18 protein-coding genes and 1 tRNA gene are annotated in these 19,588 nt (G+C 50.1%); 7 read left to right on the forward strand and 12 right to left on the reverse strand.

Annotated elements, in window-relative coordinates; genetic code table 11:
• Positions 1–18: 18 nt before the first annotated feature.
• The 10 genes from rplK to ACIS_RS04350 all read right to left on the reverse strand — a co-directional run bounded on the left by rplK (position 19) and on the right by ACIS_RS04350 (position 7,777).
• Positions 19–462 (reverse strand): 50S ribosomal protein L11, encoded by a 444-nt coding sequence (rplK, locus tag ACIS_RS04305; protein WP_012880958.1) that lies wholly within the window; start codon positions 460–462, stop codon positions 19–21.
• 3 nt (positions 463–465) lie between these two features.
• Positions 466–1,026: a transcription termination/antitermination protein NusG gene (nusG, locus tag ACIS_RS04310; protein ID WP_012880959.1), complete on the reverse strand. Its 561-nt coding sequence runs from the start codon at positions 1,024–1,026 to the stop codon at positions 466–468.
• Positions 1,016–1,216: a preprotein translocase subunit SecE gene (gene secE, locus ACIS_RS04315; RefSeq protein ID WP_041651601.1), complete on the reverse strand. Its 201-nt coding sequence runs from the start codon at positions 1,214–1,216 to the stop codon at positions 1,016–1,018. Before secE ends, nusG begins: the two co-directional genes overlap by 11 nt.
• A 23-nt stretch (positions 1,217–1,239) precedes the next feature.
• Positions 1,240–1,313 (reverse strand) — tRNA-Trp (locus ACIS_RS04320).
• A 14-nt stretch (positions 1,314–1,327) separates the two neighbouring features.
• Entirely contained in the window at positions 1,328–2,509 is a 1,182-nt protein-coding gene (gene tuf, locus ACIS_RS04325; RefSeq protein WP_012880528.1) for an elongation factor Tu, read from the reverse strand.
• A 15-nt stretch (positions 2,510–2,524) separates the two neighbouring features.
• Positions 2,525–4,597: an elongation factor G gene (gene fusA / locus ACIS_RS04330; RefSeq protein WP_012880961.1), complete on the reverse strand. Its 2,073-nt coding sequence runs from the start codon at positions 4,595–4,597 to the stop codon at positions 2,525–2,527.
• Between the two features lie 33 nt (positions 4,598–4,630).
• Positions 4,631–5,113 (reverse strand): 30S ribosomal protein S7, encoded by a 483-nt coding sequence (gene rpsG / locus ACIS_RS04335; protein ID WP_012880962.1) that lies wholly within the window; start codon positions 5,111–5,113, stop codon positions 4,631–4,633.
• 17 nt (positions 5,114–5,130) lie between these two features.
• Positions 5,131–5,505 (reverse strand): 30S ribosomal protein S12, encoded by a 375-nt coding sequence (rpsL, locus tag ACIS_RS04340; protein ID WP_010263054.1) that lies wholly within the window; start codon positions 5,503–5,505, stop codon positions 5,131–5,133.
• A gap of 184 nt (positions 5,506–5,689) precedes the next feature.
• Positions 5,690–7,138, reverse strand: a complete 1,449-nt coding sequence (locus ACIS_RS04345) for a metallophosphoesterase family protein (RefSeq protein WP_012880963.1) — start codon at positions 7,136–7,138, stop codon at positions 5,690–5,692.
• A 72-nt stretch (positions 7,139–7,210) separates the two neighbouring features.
• Positions 7,211–7,777 carry a hypothetical protein gene (locus ACIS_RS04350; protein ID WP_012880964.1) on the reverse strand — a complete coding sequence of 189 codons (567 nt, stop codon included), beginning with the start codon at positions 7,775–7,777 and terminating at the stop codon, positions 7,211–7,213.
• A gap of 233 nt (positions 7,778–8,010) precedes the next feature.
• Between ACIS_RS04350 and ACIS_RS04355 the strand changes: the two genes are divergently transcribed.
• Together ACIS_RS04355 and tolB are read left to right on the forward strand one after the other, a co-directional pair.
• Positions 8,011–9,639, forward strand: a complete 1,629-nt coding sequence (locus ACIS_RS04355) for a ribonuclease J (protein WP_012880965.1) — start codon at positions 8,011–8,013, stop codon at positions 9,637–9,639.
• Positions 9,640–9,645: 6 nt separating this feature from the next.
• Entirely contained in the window at positions 9,646–10,971 is a 1,326-nt protein-coding gene (gene tolB / locus ACIS_RS04360) for a Tol-Pal system beta propeller repeat protein TolB (RefSeq protein WP_012880966.1), read from the forward strand.
• A 38-nt stretch (positions 10,972–11,009) separates the two neighbouring features.
• Here the strand turns inward: tolB and murD are convergent, their stop codons facing one another.
• Positions 11,010–12,380, reverse strand: a complete 1,371-nt coding sequence (murD, locus tag ACIS_RS04365) for a UDP-N-acetylmuramoyl-L-alanine--D-glutamate ligase (protein ID WP_012880967.1) — start codon at positions 12,378–12,380, stop codon at positions 11,010–11,012.
• 476 nt (positions 12,381–12,856) lie between these two features.
• On the opposite strand from murD, the gene ACIS_RS04370 reads away from it, so the two are divergent.
• The gene (locus ACIS_RS04370) at positions 12,857–13,513 is read left to right on the forward strand and encodes a COQ9 family protein (RefSeq protein ID WP_041651284.1); all 657 of its coding nucleotides are present in this window, start codon (positions 12,857–12,859) and stop codon (positions 13,511–13,513) included.
• A gap of 87 nt (positions 13,514–13,600) precedes the next feature.
• Complete coding sequence (locus ACIS_RS04375) at positions 13,601–15,139, forward strand: HlyD family type I secretion periplasmic adaptor subunit (protein ID WP_012880969.1); 1,539 nt, start codon at positions 13,601–13,603, stop codon at positions 15,137–15,139.
• A gap of 194 nt (positions 15,140–15,333) precedes the next feature.
• Here ACIS_RS04375 and ACIS_RS04380 read toward each other — a convergent pair whose 3' ends face one another.
• Complete coding sequence (locus ACIS_RS04380; protein WP_012880970.1) at positions 15,334–16,962, reverse strand: ABC transporter permease; 1,629 nt, start codon at positions 16,960–16,962, stop codon at positions 15,334–15,336.
• A 235-nt stretch (positions 16,963–17,197) separates the two neighbouring features.
• Between ACIS_RS04380 and ACIS_RS04385 the strand changes: the two genes are divergently transcribed.
• The 3 genes from ACIS_RS04385 to ACIS_RS04395 all read left to right on the forward strand — a co-directional run bounded on the left by ACIS_RS04385 (position 17,198) and on the right by ACIS_RS04395 (position 19,558).
• Positions 17,198–17,725, forward strand: coding sequence for a cytochrome b (locus ACIS_RS04385; RefSeq protein WP_041651605.1), 528 nt, complete (start codon positions 17,198–17,200; stop codon positions 17,723–17,725).
• Between the two features lies 1 nt (position 17,726).
• Entirely contained in the window at positions 17,727–18,743 is a 1,017-nt protein-coding gene (locus ACIS_RS04390) for an NAD(P)H-dependent flavin oxidoreductase (RefSeq protein ID WP_012880972.1), read from the forward strand.
• Positions 18,744–18,925: 182 nt separating this feature from the next.
• A complete protein-coding gene (locus tag ACIS_RS04395; RefSeq protein WP_012880973.1) occupies positions 18,926–19,558 on the forward strand; it encodes an SCO family protein in 633 nt (210 codons plus the stop codon).
• Positions 19,559–19,588 lie beyond the last annotated feature (30 nt).

Below are 19,588 nucleotides of genomic sequence, written 5' to 3' on the forward strand. Positions count from 1 at the left end.
AGACGTAACCCTCCCAAATCACTCCTCAACAACAATGCCCATGGATTTCGCGGTTCCGACTACCATCTTAACCGCACACTCAACGCTATCAGCGTTCATATCAGCCATCTTCCGCTCAGCGATCTTAACAACCTCAGACATCTTAACACTCGCACAGCTTTCCTTACCTGGGCTGGAAGACCCCTTAACAACCCCAGCAGCTTTCCTCAACAGAAACGACACAGGCGAATCACTAACAGAAAAACCATAACTATTGTCAGCGTAGACACTTATCCTGGCAGTCACCAGATCCCCTATCTCGTAAGGAACCCCCTGCGCACTCGTGGCATCATTAAACTCTTTGCAAAACTTTGGCATAGGAATACCGCGCGGACCGAGCACGGAAGCGATTTTGGGACCAGGCGTGGCCTTTCCCGCTTCAATTACCAAATTTATTCTTGAAAGCAACGCAGCGCTGCTCATAAGCTATTCCTCCACCTTTTGTATACTGCTCAATTTGAATTCGATCTTGGTAAGCCTGCCAAATATCATTACGCTTATCCCCGCGACTTTTTTGTCCTCATTGACGTACTCTACCCTGCCATTAAAGTCCTGGAACAATCCATCATTTATTACTACCTCATCACCCACCTCGAAACTGCAGACTTCCGAGCTAGTGCCACTAGAAACAGCCTGGCACATACTGCTACGCATCGTCTCCATCTCGGATGACGGTATGACCTTAGGCACGCCCGCATCGTCTAAGAGGAAATTTGACACCTTGGGGACCCTGCGCACAAAATTTATAGCATCATCACTGAGCTTCATGTGCAAAAACACGTATCCCGGGGACAGCTTCCTGCGCATCGCGACCTTCTTGTTGTACTTTATCCTGGTAACCTCCTCGTACGGGATAAAGACCTCACTAAAAACACCAGACATACCAAGCTGCTGCGACCTCTCAAGAATCATCTGGGCAACCTTTTCCTCGCTCCCAGAAGACACCTGAACTATGTACCACTCGTGCCCACTATCATCATGCTGCATACACAACTCCTAGCACTATTTTAACAAGCCTCAAGAATACAAAATCCACGCAACTAAACAGAATGGATGAAACAACCACGGTCATCAAAACTATCAGCAAGAACACAAGCACCTCCCTCTTGGAAGCCCAGGAGACCTGCAACACTTCCTGCCTGACATCACACAAAAACCTAGTAAAGCTGCCTATCATAGCCAAAAACACTCACAAATCTATGGCAGGAGCGACAGGAATCGAACCCATATCCTCAGTTTTGGAGACTGATGCTCTACCGTTGAGCTACACTCCCAGTTACACATCGCATTACTCCAAAATCTCAGTTATGATACCGGAGCCGACGGTTCTTCCACCTTCCCGAACTGCAAACCTCAGCCCCTTATCAAGAGCAACAGGTTTGTCCAGAGTGACCTCGATGCTGAGATTATCACCAGGCATTACCATCTCAACCCCACTGGGTAACTTTATGCTTCCAGTAACGTCGGTAGTACGTACGTAAAACTGAGGCTGGTAGTTCGAGAAGAATGGAGTGTGCCTCCCCCCTTCCTCCTTCTTCAGAACGTATACCTCCGCTTTGAATGCTTTGTATGAGCACATCTGACCAGGTGCACTCAATACCTGACCCCGCTCCACATCTTCCTTCTTGATGCCCCTTAGCAGTATGCCAGCGTTGTCCCCAGCTTCACCAGTCTCTAAGGCCTTATGGAACATCTCAACCCCAGTGCACACCGTGCTCTGCAGATCCCTCAGACCCACAATGTCCACTTTGTCTCCTACCTTTATTACTCCTCTCTCAATCCTACCCGTAACTACTGTGCCACGACCGGGAATTGAGAATACGTCTTCAACAGACATCAAAAATGGCTTGTCCTTCTCTCTAACCGGGAGCTCTATCTTCTCCAGTGCCCCAACTAGCTCCATGATCTTCTCACTCCACGGACCATCAGAACCTTCCTCCAATGCCTTGACCGCAGACCCCCTAACTACGTCAACACTGTCACCGTCATACCCATAGTTGCTCAGAAGCTCCCTGACCTCCATCTCAACTATCGACAGCATTTCTTCATCTTCAACCACGTCACACTTGTTTATCCATGTGACTATGTCCTTCACACCCACCTGCTTGGCTAGTAGTATGTGCTCACGAGTCTGTGGCATCGCTCCATCAGTCGCAGAAACTACCAGTATCGCCACGTCCATCTGCGCAGCACCAGTTATCATGTTCTTTATGTAGTCCGCATGACCAGGACAGTCTACATGCGCATAGTGCCTGCTCTCCGTCTCGTACTCTACATGCGCTGTGGAAATGGTAATGCCACGAGCTCTCTCCTCAGGTGCCTTGTCTATCTCGTCGTACTTCACTACCTTGTTCGCCCCACTGAGCCTTCTTGTCAATACCGCAGTAAGCGCAGCCGTTAACGTGGTCTTCCCGTGGTCAACATGCCCTATCGTACCTACGTTTATGTGCGGCTTTCTCCCTTCTGTCATAAAATTACCGATCTACTACTTCTTCATAACATTATCTACGGCACTCTCCGGCACCCTCTCATAACGGGCAAAATACATACTGTATTGAGCCCTCCCCTGAGACATGGAACGCAAATCCTTCACATACCCAAACATCTTGCCAAGCGGAATGAAGGCAGTAATGAGCTTGGTATTGTGGCGGTCCTGCATCTCCGCAACCCTACCGCGCCTGCTATTTACATCACCTATCACATCTCCCATGTACTCATCAGGAGTTATGATCTCTACACGCATTATGGGCTCTAGCAGAACTGGACCCGCCTTGTTGGCCATCTCCCTAAACGCGCCCTTGGCTGCCAATTCAAAAGCGAGGGGGCTAGAGTCAACTTCATGGAACGCCCCGTCAAACAATGTGGCCTTAAAATCAATCACGGGAAAGCCGGCTATCATACCCGTCTCTTTTATAAGCTCCAAGCCGCTTTGGACCCCAGGTATATACTCCTTGGGAATGGCCCCACATGTGATCTTATTCTCAAATTCAAACCCAGAACCAGGAGGCAATGGCTCAAACAATATGTTCACTTTGGCGAACTGGCCGGCACCACCGGTTTGCTTCTTATGTATGTACTCAACTTCGGCAGACCTGGTGATCGTCTCACGATACGCCACCTGGGGGGCACCTACTGACGCCTCAACGCCAAACTCCCTCTTCATCCTGTCCACTATAATCTCCAAGTGCAGCTCGCCCATGCCCTTGAGTATGGTCTGCCCGCTCTCAGAGTTGACAAAAACCTTCAACGAAGGATCCTCAGCAACAAGCCTGCTAAGCGCTGTGCCCATTTTTTCCTGGTCCGCAGTCGATACCGGCTCTACGGCAATTTCCATAACGGATTCAGGAAAGTCCATCTTTTCGAGTACCACGGGAAAATTCTGATCACACAGGGTATCGCCGGTAGTGGTCTTTTTTAACCCAGCCAGGGCGGCTATATCCCCAGCCTGAATCTCAGAAATATCTTCCCTGTTGTTTGCATGCATGCGCAGAATCCTACCCACAGACTCTGTGACTCCCTTAGCGGAATTCAACACCACAGACTTTCCAATAAGCCTACCAGAGTACACACGAATGAACGTCAAGCTGCCAACGAACCTATCAACCATAACCTTGAAGGCAAGCGCAACAAACTTGTCATCCACGGAAGATTTTATGGTAACCACCTTCTGCGGATCGCCGGCACTCACACCCTCTATGGTAGGAATATCGCTAGGGGACGGCAAAAAGTCGACCACCGCGTCCAGCAGCGGCTGAACACCCTTATTCTTGAACGCAGAACCGCACAACACGGGAACAAACTTCGCACCGATAACACCGCTTCTTATACAACTCTTCAGCAACTGAACAGAAATCTCTCCCCCCTCAAGGTACAGATTCATTGCCTCGTCATTCATCTCGACAGCTGCCTCAAGTAGCGCCGCCCTATAATCCCGCGCCTTCTCCACCATGTCACCAGGAATTTCCCCGTAGTTGAACTTGGCACCCAGGGAGTCCTCCTCCCACGTTATGGACCTCATCTCAACCAGGTCCACAACCCCTACAAAGCTCTTATCCACACCAATAGGCAGCTGCAGCACAAGTGGAAGCGCCCCAAGCCTTTCTTTTATCATATCGACACAGGCGTAAAAGTCAGCCCCAATCCTGTCCATCTTGTTCACGAAGCATATTCTGGGAACATCGTACTTATCAGCCTGGCGCCACACGGTTTCCGACTGCGGTTCGACCCCAGCAACCCCATCAAAAACGGCCACGGCCCCATCAAGAACCCGGAGAGATCTTTCCACCTCGATGGTAAAATCCACGTGGCCAGGAGTGTCGATGATGTTAATCCTGCAATCATTCCAAAAACAGGTAGTAGCGGCAGAGGTTATGGTTATACCCCGCTCTCGCTCCTGCTCCATCCAGTCCATGGACGCAGCGCCCTCATGCACCTCACCTATCCTGTTTTGTTTTCCCGTATAGAAAAGTATGCGTTCCGTGGTGGTAGTTTTTCCGGCGTCTATGTGCGCCATTATCCCTATATTCCTACACCGAGACAGATCACCCTTACTACTCACCCCCCATGCCCCTTCTTAAAAACACAAAACTCACTAAAACCTGAAATGAGAAAACGCCTTGTTGGCCTCCGCCATCCTGAACTTCTCCTCTTTCATCTTACACGCGCTACCACGCTTGTTGTAGGCTTCAAGAAGCTCATTACACAAACAACTCATGTAAGTCTTGTTTGTGCGCTTCCTGTTTGTACGCGCAGCCTTCACTATCCACCTAAGGGCAAGCGAAGTGGACCTTTCTTCTCTGACCTCCACAGGAATTTGGTAAGTAACACCACCAACCCTTCTGGAGCGAACTTCCATCCGGGGCATAACGTTGGAGACGGCAGCGTTGAATATCGACACCCCGCTCTCACCAGCCGACTTAGACTCAGCCATCTTCAGCGCCCCGAACACTATCTTCTCCGCCAGCGCCTTCTTCCCCCTGCTCATCACTACATTTGTGAAGCGCGCCAGCAGGACGCCGCCTGGCCCCCCGTCAGAGACTACCGGCCTCCTAGAAACTCTTCGACGACGAGACATAAACCACCAAATAAAAACTAGACACCGCGCTTAACTCCATATTTGGAGCGAGCCTTCTTCCGCCCCTGCACACCCTTGGCATCGAGGGCACCACGCACTATGTGGTAGCGCACACCAGGAAGGTCCTTGACACGCCCCCCTCTTATGAGAACAACAGAGTGCTCCTGAAGGTTATGTCCCTCACCGGGTATGTACGCTATGACCTCGCTACCATACCCGGCAATCCTAACCCTAGCAACCTTACGCAGGGCTGAGTTGGGCTTCTTGGGAGTGGTAGTGTAAACCTTAACGCACACAGCCCTCTTTTGGGGATTGTGCTGGAGCGCAGGAGCTTTGTTAGCCGACTCACGAGGCCTCCTAGGGCGACGCACCAGCTGATTGATAGTGGGCATGCAAAAGAACCTAAAACCACTTGAAAAGCGCTACCCACGTCCCCGGGGATAGCAAGAGCAGCTCTACTTATAAGGGAATCGTAAACCCCAGTCAATACAATTCTGATTTTTTTTCACACATTCTTTACATCCCGAATAAGCGCCGCGACGCCGCATAGTATGCCATATCGCAAGTACAACTACCCTACCTGTTAAGCCGCAACCCGGTTGGAGACGTGGTAGCAACCAAAAATTTCCTTAACTCTTCGCCACCCACGCCGTGAAACGTAACTGCAGCCTGCTTACCTTGCGTGACAGGGTGCCCTTCACCATTCACCGGAATATCAACCCTGCAAAATCCGAATCCGCCTAGCGTACTCACGTCGTCTATAACAAAGCCATGAAGAGCCAGGCTTCTGTACGCGGACTTCGCAATTTTGTTCAAGCCGGCACCCACGCTGCCTCCCCGAGTGGGCAAAGACAGCGCTGCCATGGGTTGTTCGCCTTTTACTGCGTTAAGGTGCGCACCCCCATTACCAGAGATTATTTGCGTTATCGACTTCATGCATGCACGACCAGATGCCTGTTGAGAGCACGCTCCACCACCTTTTTTATCGTGCTCGTCCCTACGCATTGATAGGATCTGCGCAAAATGCACGTGACCAGAAACCACAGCAACGAACTTTTCAGGCATAACCTCCGCAATAGCTCTGGTCTGCGGGACATTGCCGTAGTACTCCATTCCGTATTTCCAATAGGCCCATAGAGGCCGGTGCGTCAGTAGCCACATCTGCGAACTCCGGACCGAACTTATACCCTTGAGAAACTTTTGCCGCATACTTTGAACATCACTACCACGATGAAAAATCTCATCACTTGACGAAGAATCGTATACATAGAACCCCACATCACCCATATCCCAATGCCCCAGATCAAGAACCCATGGATCAGTAATTTTCTCGCAGTTCTCGTAGCGTTGCTTCGAAAGCGGATACGCGTCCAGATACCGAAACCAGCCTTTATAGGCACGATTGCAACTTTCGTGATTTCCGCGCACAAAGAGAAAAACAAGCTTATCAGACACCGACTGTAGGGGAAGTAACCAGTCCTCCGCCCAGGTGGAGGATTTGTCCCCGTAGATGCGTTTGTCACACTTTGACTCATCAGTGCACTCTACCTCTCGGTATAGGTAGTCTCCGACGTGCACAACCAGGTCGGGGTCTTGGTTTGAAATTCCGCTTAGAACCTGCCGTAGCGGCCACTTGTCAGGTGATTTGCAGTCTTGCTCCAACAACCTTGATACCCTGCACCCCGTATCTCCAACAAAAACAATCCTGGCAAGCCCATCGCGTCGGTTATAACCAACACGTGCGCTGATGTCCGGCAATCTTCTGCTACCTATTCTTATCACTCTGGGGGTAGAGGATGGAGAAAGCAGGCTCTCACACACCCTATCTTCAAACGCCCCAGGCTCAGGATCTGCCCTTGTGCTCATCTTTACACTTTGGGAATCAACATATAAATCCGGACAGGCTTCACCTGAAGGTACAACCGCCCTTACACTCAGCTTGCTGTCCACCACAATTTGAGACCAGGAAAACAACACCTCTGCGGCCGACCATGTGGGTAAAACACACGGGACAAGCAGCAACATGCAAACCCTCGAAAGTCGGGCACGAAAGGCTATTGACATATGGCAACTATCTCATACACAAACTACTGCGGGCTACACGGCCAGTGGGACAGGTGCGCCAACCTCGGAACTTGTGTGTCTATCTACCCACAATGCCACATCACCTACCAGATCATCAGACCGACCGTTGAGAGCAGGTAAGCAGCTTGCACATAGCCCCGCAAGCGCTAGCAAAGCTCTGAAGACGACACGTGTGCACCAAAGCGACAGAAGCGTGAAACAAAGAGCCACACACAAGGTTGGCATCCATCCGGGCGCAAGTTCACCAGTGAAATCCACTCCCGAAAATGGCACGGAACACAGGAGTACCGTGGAGAGGACAATACTAGTCAAGTCATATAGCATGGGCATGTATCGTATCGAGCGCATTGGCTGCCGCTCCCTGTCGCCGATGCACCCCCTCGGACCATCATGCTTCATGGCGAGCAACAACGCCATCGCCACGGTAAGCACAGATAGAACAAGCACCGCGACTTTTGTGCACTCGGAACCCGATAATCCATAGTTGCCCACAACTAGAAAGAAAACTGCGGTAGCGTGTAAAAGATGGAGGAGCATCCCCATCTGCAACATCAAAGAAGCTGTACAACCACTCCCCATAAGCAACCACAAAAATCCGAACCGACGGAACACGCCACGGCAAGTCAGACAGCACCCGGGGGTGAGCAACTAACACCCGAAAAACTCCCCCGAAAACTACAAAACACAGAGCGACCTGGTAGGGTCCTTTGTACCTCCTCCAAAATTCGTACGCAAATGTTTTTCTTTAAACACACGTACATATGTGCTATCTATGGCCGGTATTTGGGTTGTGATATTTTGTAGCTTTAGTAATGGATTTTGGTAGCGGGTTCTTTTTTCTGCCCCTGGGCGGCGTAGGCAAGATAGGCATGAATGTCACGCTGTATCACGCTCACGGAAAGTGGATAATTGTTGATTTGGGTTCTGGGTTTGCTGACGGCGACACGATGCCGGGAGTGGATATGGTTGTCGCTGATGTCAGTTTCATAAAGAAGAAGCGTAAGGACTTGCTTGGGATAGTTTTGACCCATGCGCATGAGGATCACATAGGTGCTATACCTTACCTGTGGGCAGATCTTAGGTGTCCCGTGTATACCACAAAGTTTACCGCGGCTCTGCTTAAAGCCAAGCTGGCCCAGTTTTCCATGAGCGTTCCAATTGAGGAGGTGGATCCAGCATCTAAGCTGGAGTTGGGGCCTTTTGTGCTCGAGTTTGTTCACATGACGCACTCCACCCCTGAGATGCACGCGGTAGCCGTTCACACGGACTTCGGAAGCGTACTTCATACTGGGGACTGGAAGCTTGACACTGACCCAGTGGTGGGCCCCGTGTCTGATGTAGAAAAGCTCAAGCGGCTTGGCGACGACGGGCTGTTGGCTGTGATCTCTGACTCTACCAACATATTCACCGAAGGTCGCTCGGGTTCCGAGGGGAGTTTGTACGAAAACATTCTCAGCATAGTAAAGGAGAGTAAACGCAGGGTAGCCATCGCGCTTTTCGCTTCAAATATCGCCAGAATCTACACACTAAGCAAGATTGCCGAGGCATCCAACAGGCAGGTTGTAGTCCTGGGTAGATCGCTGGCCAGGGCTATACAAGCCGCACGGGATTGCGGATATCTAGACGATACCGCGGAGTTTGTCGATGCAAGACAGGCTGGGAGCATACCGGTTCACAACGTGCTGTACCTATGCACCGGCTGCCAGGGTGAGCCACTTGCTGCAACAGCCAGGCTCGCCAGCAGGTCCCACCCACTAGCCGAGCTCGGTGAGGGGGATACTGTAATCTTTTCCTCAAAGATAATTCCTGGCAATGAGAGGCGCATTTTCGGGGTGTTCAACAAACTTGTGAGGATGGGAGTCGAGGTAGTGACGGAGTTTACTGAGGGCGTTCACGTGTCTGGTCATCCGTCTCGTGAGGAGGTTCGCACCCTATACTCCCTAACCAGGCCAAAGTTGTGTGTGCCCGTACACGGGGAGTACATGCACATGTACGAGCATGTTAAGTTGGCCAAGGAGTGCGGCATAGGGGGCTGTGTGGTTTCTGCTCCGGGAGACGTGATTGACCTGGTCGAGGGCAAGAAGGTGGGTTCTGTGGGCTGTGGAATGTTCGGGATCGACGGTAACTTTCTGCGTCACCCTGAGGGCAGCGTGATGTCTGCGCGCAGGAAGATGAGAAGCGCGGGGATGGTGGTTGTCACCCTGCTAATGAACAGGGAACATGAGCTCGTGAAGGAGCCAATGGTTATCGCCCCTGGAGCGCTGGACAGCTCCGAGGATAGAGTGCTCCTGAACGAGATGGCGAGAAAGATCGGCTCTGGGCTTTCTAACTCAAGACCAAGGAACGTGAAGAGTTATGTCAAGGACGTAGTGTTCGGGTCCCTGAAGGGTATTTTAAAGGGCAGACCCTTGGTTGAGGTGCAGATGGAGTACGTGTGGTAGGTTGAGGTGCGGGTTTTCTTCTTTGCTTGCGTGCTTCCTGCGGTTTCCGCGTTTCTACTTTGTTGTCAGGGGGCTGTGGCTGCCCTGGGCGTTGACATCACGAAGGGCAATGTTGAAAGGGTTAGGATTTCGGTTGCACCTATGCACTCTTCCACGAATCTGGAGAAAGAGGTGGGAAAGAGCTGCGTTAGGGTGGTGTTGCACGATTTGAATAGCACCGGGATATTTGATGCAAGTTGGAAGCTACCAGCAGGAGGTTTTGGCACCACACCCGAGGGGATGCCCGATTCTGACGCTTGGACATCTGTGGGCAGGGATGTTCTGGTAACCGGAAGCATCAAAGAGTTCTCCCAAGACAGGGTGAAGGTCAGGTTATTTATATGGGACGTGGCTTCGGGCAGGCAGTTGTCCGGCAAGTCCTTCAACTTTGCGGTAGGAAACTGGCGGCGCGCTGCTCACTCTATGTCTGATAGCATATACAGCAGAATTACCGGGGAAGGAGGGTATTTCAACACCCGCATAGCATACGTGGCAGAAACAGGATTGCCCGGGTCCAGGAGGATCGCGATAATGGACCAGGATGGCGCCAATAATGTGTACATCACCAGCACGGGAGAGTTTGTTTCAACCCCCAGATTCTCTCCCGATGCACGGAGTCTGGTTTACATGTCTTATGCAAAATCAAGTGGCAGCATAGTATTGCATGACCTAGAGACTGGTTACTCAACCGCGCTGGGAGGGGTCAGGGGCGTGAATTCTTCCCCCAGGTTTTCCCCGGATGGCAAACATGTCTTGCTGTCAGAGTCTGCGCAGGGCGCCACAAACATATACTCAATAGACCTGAAAAGCGGAAAGTCTACCAGGCTAACAAACAACAAATCCATAAATACCTCTGCTTCCTACTCACCCGACAAAAAGTCCATAGTGTTTAACTCGGATAGAAGCGGGAGGCCACAGCTTTACGTCATGAATGCGGATGGCACAAATCAGCGTAGAATCAGTTCTGGTAAGGGCGGGTATTCAGCTCCAGTGTGGTCACCCAGGGGGGATTGGATAGCCTTTACCAAGGCCGATGGGAAAAATTTCCATATCGGGGTAATGAAACCTGATGGGAGCGGGGAAAGGCTTTTAGCTAAGGGGCACATGGTCGACAGCCCCTCATGGTCCCCAAACGGACGTGTGATTCTCTTCACGCAGCAGGATCCTCCGTCCGCAACCCATCCTTTCAGGTCCAGACTGGTAACCGTTGACATAACGGGCACCAACACACAGACTTTGGATGTTCCAACCAATGCTTCGAACGCACACTGGTCGCCCGTGTTACGCGAATAGAGTGGTAGATGACTGGGCCGCGCTGTGTAAGCGGCGCTTCATGTAGTGGTCATGCGCAACGACCTGCCAGACTTCACGAGTTCAGACACGGCTGCACAGAAGGCTTCCCCTCTCTCCTCAAAATTTCTCCATTGATCCAAAGAGCTGCAGGCAGGTGACAGCAAAACAGTGGCTTTTACTCCATCTGCAACCGCCTCAACAAAAGCAGCGCGTACAGCGTCATAAATGTCATGACATGTGACATGCTCAACTTGGGCTCTTTGCAGGCTCACAGCAAATTCGTTGGCCGCCTCTCCCACCAAGAAGGCCTTGCGTATATGATTTGCATACAGGCCAAGCAGAGATTCTATTCCACCATCCTTGCTCTTCCCACCAGCAATCCAGTATACATTTTTCCTGCACATCAATGCTTTCCCTACTGAAGCGGCATTTGTCGCTTTGCTATCGTTGACAAAGGTCACATTGGCAATTTCTGCAACGATCTGGTTGCGATGCCGCAATCCGGGAAATTCCCTGATAGAGGCCAGAATCACCTCATCCGGCACCCCAAGACTCCTGGCCACAGTATAAGCTGCAGCAATATTTTCAGCATTACTGGCGCTATCAATCTTCAGGTCACCAATCCCCATGACCTTGCCATGAAAATATACGCGGCCATCCAGCACCGACACGCCTTTATCAAGTCTTTTTTCACACGAAAATTCCATCACCTGCCCAACATTTTTGCAGAGGCATGCTGTAACGTTACGATCATCACAGTTAGCCACTAGCAGGTTGCTGAACTTCAGTATCTTTTCCTTTGCGGAGATATAGTCAGCCATACCGGAATAAACGTCGAGGTGGTCTGGCGCTATGTTGAGCACTACTCCAATGTCCAAACTTGCCTCATGCATAAGCTCTAATTGATAGGAAGATAGCTCCAAAACATACGCCTCTTTCCCCTGGGGTAGAGAAAGGGCCCCCTTTCCACCCACATTTCCACCTGTTTCCGAGTCAATCCCTGCACAGTTCAGAATCCACCCAATCAGCTCCACAGTAGTGGATTTCCCATTGGTCCCGGTTACGCCAATTAGGCGCGCTGGCTGGGAACGGCAGAATATTTCAACGTCAGAGGTTACGCGACAACCCACACGCTTGGCTAACTTCACAACCCAGTGCTCATTGTGGCGGGAATGCAGCACACCTGGACTCAGAACTAGCTCGGCAATCCCACCCCAATCATATTCGTAAGGGTGCACAAACTCACACTCAGGGCAAAGCTTCTTTCCCTCACGAAGGACACGCTCATTATCGTCCCAAACCAAAACACGCGCACCGCCCCTAACAAGAAAGCGCGCAGCAGAAATTCCGGTCTCCCCCAAACCAAAAACAGCAACTTTCTTCCCGCAACAGTGGGGCAGCAAAGCCATATCCCTAACCCATGTACCCCACGACCGCGGGGCAGCATGGTACAGTGAAGCATTGCAGCTGTCAATACGTTTAATCGCTGCACAGAGCAAGCAGTTGGGGATAGTCACACAAATAGCACATCGGAAGTACTGGTTCCGGAATTAGCACGTGTGTATGCGCTCTTCTTCTTGCTACACAGATTGAGAATGCCCGTGCGCACGCATCTGTGCGGATTTTGCGTGCTGGACGTAGCATAAATACTTGCGGGTTGTTGCATGTATGGCACACTCGTGGCAGCACTTAGCGAGTTGGATGTAGCGCAACACCAGGACTACTTGCCTGTATTCATATCAGCATCTGTTGGCAATTACAATTTTCGTTTGCAGGGTCATATACCCTTTAAACGGTTATAGCCTCATTGCATACAGAAAACTAATTGAATGTATTTCGTGCGCACCCGTGGTACAATGCCACGGTTGCTAATCTCGCCTTGGTTATGGAGCATACTACAGGTGCATCACGCAGCCTTGAGGGCTGTGAAGTACGCAGGATAAGCGACGAGGCCATATCGCTTATGCCGCACATGGGGGTGAGCGACGCGACCTTGCGCGAGGCATGCAAGAGGCTAGGCCTGGAGAACAGCTTTTGCAAGTTCCACAAGGGCATCCACAACGTGCTAGAGTATTTTCATGAAGAGCTAATAGACCACATTACCCGCTCTTTTCAGAGCAGAAGCCCCACTGAGTTGCCGAGAGTGCGCGATAAGGTTGGCCACCTGCTTGAGTTGTGCATACTTTACAATGCATCATTTCCAAATTCCAGACAGCTTGTGAAGTCTATACTCCGCTTTTCATTGCTACCACACAACACTTGCGTTTTTGCTTCTCTCGTTTTTAAAGTTATGGACGCGGTTTGGCGCCTAGCCGGCGATTCCTCAACTAATTTTAGCTATTACACCAAAAGGTGGACTGCTGGTTCCGTGTATATTTCGTCACTTATCCATCTGGCACAGGATACTTCCGAAGATGCCTCAGAAACCCTGTCGTTTATGCATCGACGCATCGAGTCGGTAATTGCACTGCAGAAATTAAAGAACTCTGCAAAAAACATGCTGCCAAAGGTATTTAGGGTTTTTGATGTACGTCTCGACTAGTTAAAATGCGTTTGGCATCTGTGGTAAATACAAAAATAAATTTCTGTGGTGGCCTTTTCGTGATATTAAGTCTGTTCTGTTCTTTCCATGCCCAGGATTATGTACGGTAAAATTGCTAAGGCAATGTCCATGGCGAGGTTGGATTTCTCCCTCCCTAGGCTTCTAGGACACAACTCCCTGCACAAAGAAAAGGAAAATGGCACCGGGAGATCCAAGTTTGTAGAAAAGTCACTATCCCTAATAGATGGGATTATAAGTTTCGTGTTTAGAATAGAAAAGGAGGGTGCAAATGAGGCTCTCAGAGCTTCATGGGGGCCATTGCTTGTTGGACTAGTTGTTGTGATAGCGTTCTTTGGCTTTTTCGGAATATGGGCGGCAACTGCGCCACTAGACGGCGCTGTCATAGCACCCGGGGAGGTAGTCTCGTCACTGAACAGACAGGTAGTACAGCACCTTGAGGGAGGCATAATCCATCAGATACTTGTGCAGGACGGGGATGCGGTTAGTAAGGGCCAGCCTCTTGTGCTGCTCAACGATACGGCAGCGAAAGCCAATCTGGGAATAATCAAGGAAAAGATGCTGATTCTGCTCGCAACAGAGGCTAGACTGCTGGCAACCAAGAATCGCTCCGGAAATATTGACTTCCCGCCGGGAATTCATGATTTGTCAAACGCAGACGTGGTGGATAAGGTGTTGGGAAACCAAAGGGAGCTGTTTTATTCGCAGCGGAAAAGCATATCCGGTCAGTTGAAAATACTGGAACAACGTATAAAGCAGCTGAACCAGGAACTGTCGGGGCTGGCTGCTCAGCTTGAGTCAGAAGAAAAGCAGTACAAATTGATCAGCGAGGAACTTGAGACGAAGAAAAGTTTGCTCAAGGAGGGGTATATAAGCAAGCCATATATACTGAACCTCGAACGCGCACACGCAGACGCAGAAGGAAAGTTAGGCCACATCCGGGCCAAAATTGCGAGCGCGGAACAGAAAATCGGGGAGAACCAGCTGGAGATGATCCATATCACAAACACCCTGTTAGATAGGACCAACTCTGAGCTTAAGGAAACTGACGCCGCAGTAACAGATCTCAGGGAGAGATTAATGGCGGCCGAGGACGTGCTAAAGCGCACGGTTATCAGGTCACCACAGAACGGTATTGTCACCGGGTTGAGATACCACACTGAGGGAGGAGTTATACCTCCCGGGGGCGCAATACTGGAAGTAGTACCAGCAGATGACGACCTAATAATAGACGCCAAGATGCCCACCAGAAATATAGAGGAAGTGCTATCGGCTATGGCTGTTGAGGAAAATTTGATCACTAGCGGGGAACATGGCGGATTGCGGGCTAAGGTTAGGCTTAGTGCCTATAACATCCGTAAGTTTGGGCTAATTGATGGTATAGTGACTCAGGTCTCCGCAGACGCGCTGACTGACCCGAGCGGTGCTAAGTATTATTCGCTGAGAGTAGTAATCCCCAAGTCAGCCCATTCGGGAAAATTCAAAAACCTTAAGCTGTATCACGGAATGCCTGCAGAAGTGTTTGTGGTAACGCGTTCCCGCACTCTGTTGAATTATCTTCTGACACCCATAACTAGCACCTTCGAAAAGGCATTCAAGGAGAGGTAGCAGCAAAGGCTGACCTAAAGCCGAAACAGCAGTCACGGGCCTGTTGGGTTTATATGATATAGCAATAGGTACTACGCACTTCCAATCAAGGCTAGAACTTTTCGGTGTTTAAGCCACACGTAATCATGGCACACGGCCACGTCATTCAGTGCACCGGAGCCGCATTTTACAGCATAGCAACGCCCTGCACCCGCTCAAGACACGTACTCATTTATCCTGTTTTCACGTACCTTGTCGTTTTGAAATACTTGGCAAAGCACAATCACCGACAAGAGCCCCATAAGCACGATTGCCAGCGCATACGGTGCGGCGTCCATAGGCCTTTCATCCGCAACCAATTCATAGATGCGTGTGGCCATAGTTTCAAAATTGAACGGCCTTATTATTAAGGTTGCAGATAATTCCTTGATGGTATCGACAAATGCCAGCAAAAAGCCCACCATCACGCTTTTTTTGATCATGGGGATGTGTACCCTAACGCAGGTTGAGGCGGCACCGTGCCCCATCAACATCGAAGACCAGTCTACCTCTCTGGGAATCTTATTCAGTCCGGACTCGATCGGGCCTATAGACAGAGCGAGGAACCTAAACGTGTAGGAGTACAGCAAGCCAACTACGGTCCCGATCAGTGCAACATCGAAAAATCGCTCACTGATAAACTGAGACAACTTTCCCAACAAGATAACAATTCCAACCGCGGTTATTGTGCTGGGAATCGCATATCCCATGGAGACAAACCTTACCACATAGGATAATCCCCCTCTACCCCGGGTTAGACATAGCATAACTATGGCTATAGTAACCACTATGGCAGCAGTAATAAGCGCGATTCCCACGCTGTTGAGCATTACGGGAAAAAATTCCGCGTAATTTATGGTGTGTAGCCTTTCCAGCGTCCAGTATATTAGCGGAACCGACGGCAGTACGAACCCAACAAATACTGCCAACAGGCATACAAAGTATATGAATGCTATAACCAATTTGCTGTTAAAGTGCCACCTATAGCAATAGTTCGTATTCATCTTGATAGCTGAATAGGAGTCCTCATCACGACGCAAAAACTTTTCCGTCACCATGAGCAAGAATACAAACAGGAGCGCCAAAAGCGCGAGTATACATGCAGAGTATTTATCGTGTAAAAGGAACCAATGCCTGTATATTCCCGTGGTGAGCGTGTTGATGGTCAAAAACTGCGGAGTGCCGAAATCCGCTATCACTTCCATCAGTACTAGCGACACACCTGCAACCATAGAGGGCCATACAGCGGGAATCACAACAGACGTCAAAATTTTGTATCTGGAACAGCATAATGTGGTGGCAACTGCCACGCTGTTCCTGATTGCAATAAACGCTGTTCTGGCTAGCATGTATACGTACGGGTATAGGTTAAACCCTATGATAAGAGTGCAAAAACCCAATGATTTTACATCGGGAAAGTAATAATCGCCCTTCTCCCAGTTGAAAAATTCTCTCAATGCGCTTTGCACCGGACCAGCGAATCCGAACATGTTTACGTATACATACGCAACTATATACCCAGGTATTGAAAGCGGTAAAAACAGCGCCACTTCAAATATTCTACGCCCAGGAAATGAGTAGTAGGTTATAAACCAAGCGCTCATAACCCCTATGAGCAACACCACAACACCAACACTTACCATAAGCGCCCCAGTATTGAAAACATACTCGGGCAGCAGTGTGGCTAGCAGACCGAAGCCCTTCCCTCTTTCTGCAAAAAATACGACCATCAGGGAGAAGACAGGTGAGGCGAAAACCAGCGCCAATACCACAAAAAAGAGATGCCTAAAAAAACCCAACAACACTACGGCACTGACACTCTCTCCAACAACTGTCGTGGATTATAGTTTATATTTTTACTGGCACCACTGAAAAATTTCGGCAAAAGTTTACGGAAAAACCTGACCAGCAAATGCTGAATCTCTGCCCTAGACTCGTACTGTCTGGGATATGGCGTGGACAGTGAGCGCAGATTTTTGTTGCTGCACAGGCAATCTCGTGGTACACACGCGCTATCTTTATCAAGTGCAGGTGTTGTCTATGGTGAGCGGCAGGTTTTCTTTGCCAGTCAGGGCACTTCACTGGATCATGGCTCTGGGGATCATAGGAATCTCGACCCTGGGGTTTTTCATGGTGTATGCCCCCCCTGCTGACGGACCAACCAAGGCACTGATGTTCACGGTACACAAGGCGTGTGGAATGGTGGCGCTGACCCTGCTGGGAGTTAGGATCGTACTGCGCCTCCTTTCTACAACTCCGCCATATCCAGAGGGAATATCACAAACCTCTATTATCCTGGCAAAGGTAACTCATTTCGTGTTGTATGTGTTGATGCTGTGCATACCCGTGTCAGGGTACCTGATGTCTTCGGCTTCCGGGCGTTCGGTGTATATGGTATACTTCTCGATACCACCTATAGTGCCGAAGAATGAGTCAGTCTCGGCATTTTTCGCTGGCGTACACGAGGTCGCGGTGTTTACGCTTATTTTCGTTGTGGTGTTGCACATTCTTGGGGCAATAAAGCACGTGGTTTTTGACAAGGAAAACGTTTTTAAGAGGATAATCTGAAGTGCTTTCACGCCTGTGGAAGAAGGGAGCGGACTTCTTAGGTAGCGAGTTTGCCATCATGGGGGGAGCCATGAGCTGGGTGTCGGAGCCCAATCTTGTGTCTGCCATATCGAACGCAGGCGGCTTCGGAGTGTTGGCCTGTGGCGCAATGTATGCTCAGGAGCTACAAGCCGCAATAGAGGAAACTCAGCAGCTAACTGACAAAAATTTTGGAGTCAATCTAATTGTCATACACCCAGATCTGGACAACCAGATTGAGGTCTGCGTGCGTGCAAAGGTTTCTCACATAGTATTGGCAGGCGGAATCCCAACCAGCAAAACCCTAGCCTTGATCAAACAATCCGGAGTGAAAAGCATGTGCTTTGCACCTTCACTTGCCGTCGCGAGGAGGTTGGTCAGAATGGGCGCGGATGGGTTAGTGATAGAAGGCATGGAGGCAGGTGGCCATATCGGCCCAGTAAGCACTTCGGTACTAGCTCAGGAAATCTTACCGTTGTTCCGTAAGAGTGAACAATTGAGTGACTTCCCGATTTTTGTGGCCGGAGGTATCGGCACAGGAGACATGATCAGTAGCTACCTAAGCATGGGGGCCAGCGGCTGCCAGATAGGAACTCTGTTCGTGTGTTCCCATGAATCCAGGGCTCATCCCAAGTTCAAAGAAGTGTTTATAAAGTCCTCTTCCAGGGACGCAGTGCCATCTGTACAGCTTAGCAAAGATTTTCCCGTGGTACCGGTGAGAGCAATTGCAAATGAGGCAAGTACACGCTTTCTGGAGCTGCAACGCGAGGTGATAGCATTATATAACCGCGGGGAAATCTCGAAAGAGGAGGGGCAACGCAAGATTGAGAGATTCTGGGCAGGGTCGTTGAGAAGGGCCGTCATTGAGGGAGATGTACATGATGGCTCTCTAATGGCTGGACAGAGTGTTGGCTTTGTAACCAGTATAAGAAGCATCAAGCATATTATGGAGGACTTGGTCAGGGAAGCAGAAAACTGCCTGTCCTTCCCTGATCGCTAGTCTCGGTTGTGTATCCTCAAGTCACACGTCCCTCCAGGTTGCTGCAGGCTGAGTTCGTGCTGGCAGGCTTGGTTATGCTCTGGCCGCTTGACCAACCCGGGCATAGGTGCTACGATCGCGCTTGCCCGTCTTTGCCGTCCGGCGATGTGGCGCATTTTTGGGTGTTTGTTGGAGTGTGACGGATGAAAATTTTCAAGATTATGTCCAATCTTCTGCTGTTGGTTGCTGCCGCGTTCTTAGGGTACTCTTACGTGAACAAGAAGGGTATTTTCAGCAAAATCGGCGAGGGATTCACCACCTCCGAGGTTGTGAGTGAGGGGATAGCCTCTGCATCTTTCAGTAACTTGGTTAACCATGAAGGGGTTACCGTCAGCAGCAGCGATTTTGGCGGCAAGTATATGCTTGTAATGTTCGGCTTTTCGGCTTGCAAGTACACGTGCCCTACCGAGCTAGGAATGGCTTCCCAACTCCTCAACAAGCTTGGCAGTTCTGCTGACAAGCTGCAAGTTGTGTTCATAACTATTGATCCCAAGAATGACACCGTAGCTAAGCTCAAGGAGTACCGCAAGGCTTTTGATGCAAGAATTCAAATGCTCACAGGTGAGGAAGCAGATATAAAGAGCGTGGTCGAAAACTACAAGGTGTATGTGGGCGACAAGAAGCCAAGTGATGGTGATATCGACCACTCGACTTTCATGTATCTCATCAATGAAAAAGGTAGGTATGTTGGGCATTTTGCGCCGGATTTCAACGCATCTGAGAGCCAGGGTGAGGAGCTATTCAAGTTTGTCAGCGGTCATATGCTTAATGCTTAGTTAAGTGTGGCAATGGTACAGTTTCGGGTG

Source organism: Anaplasma centrale str. Israel (assembly GCF_000024505.1).
GTDB classification, from domain to species: domain Bacteria; phylum Pseudomonadota; class Alphaproteobacteria; order Rickettsiales; family Anaplasmataceae; genus Anaplasma; species Anaplasma centrale.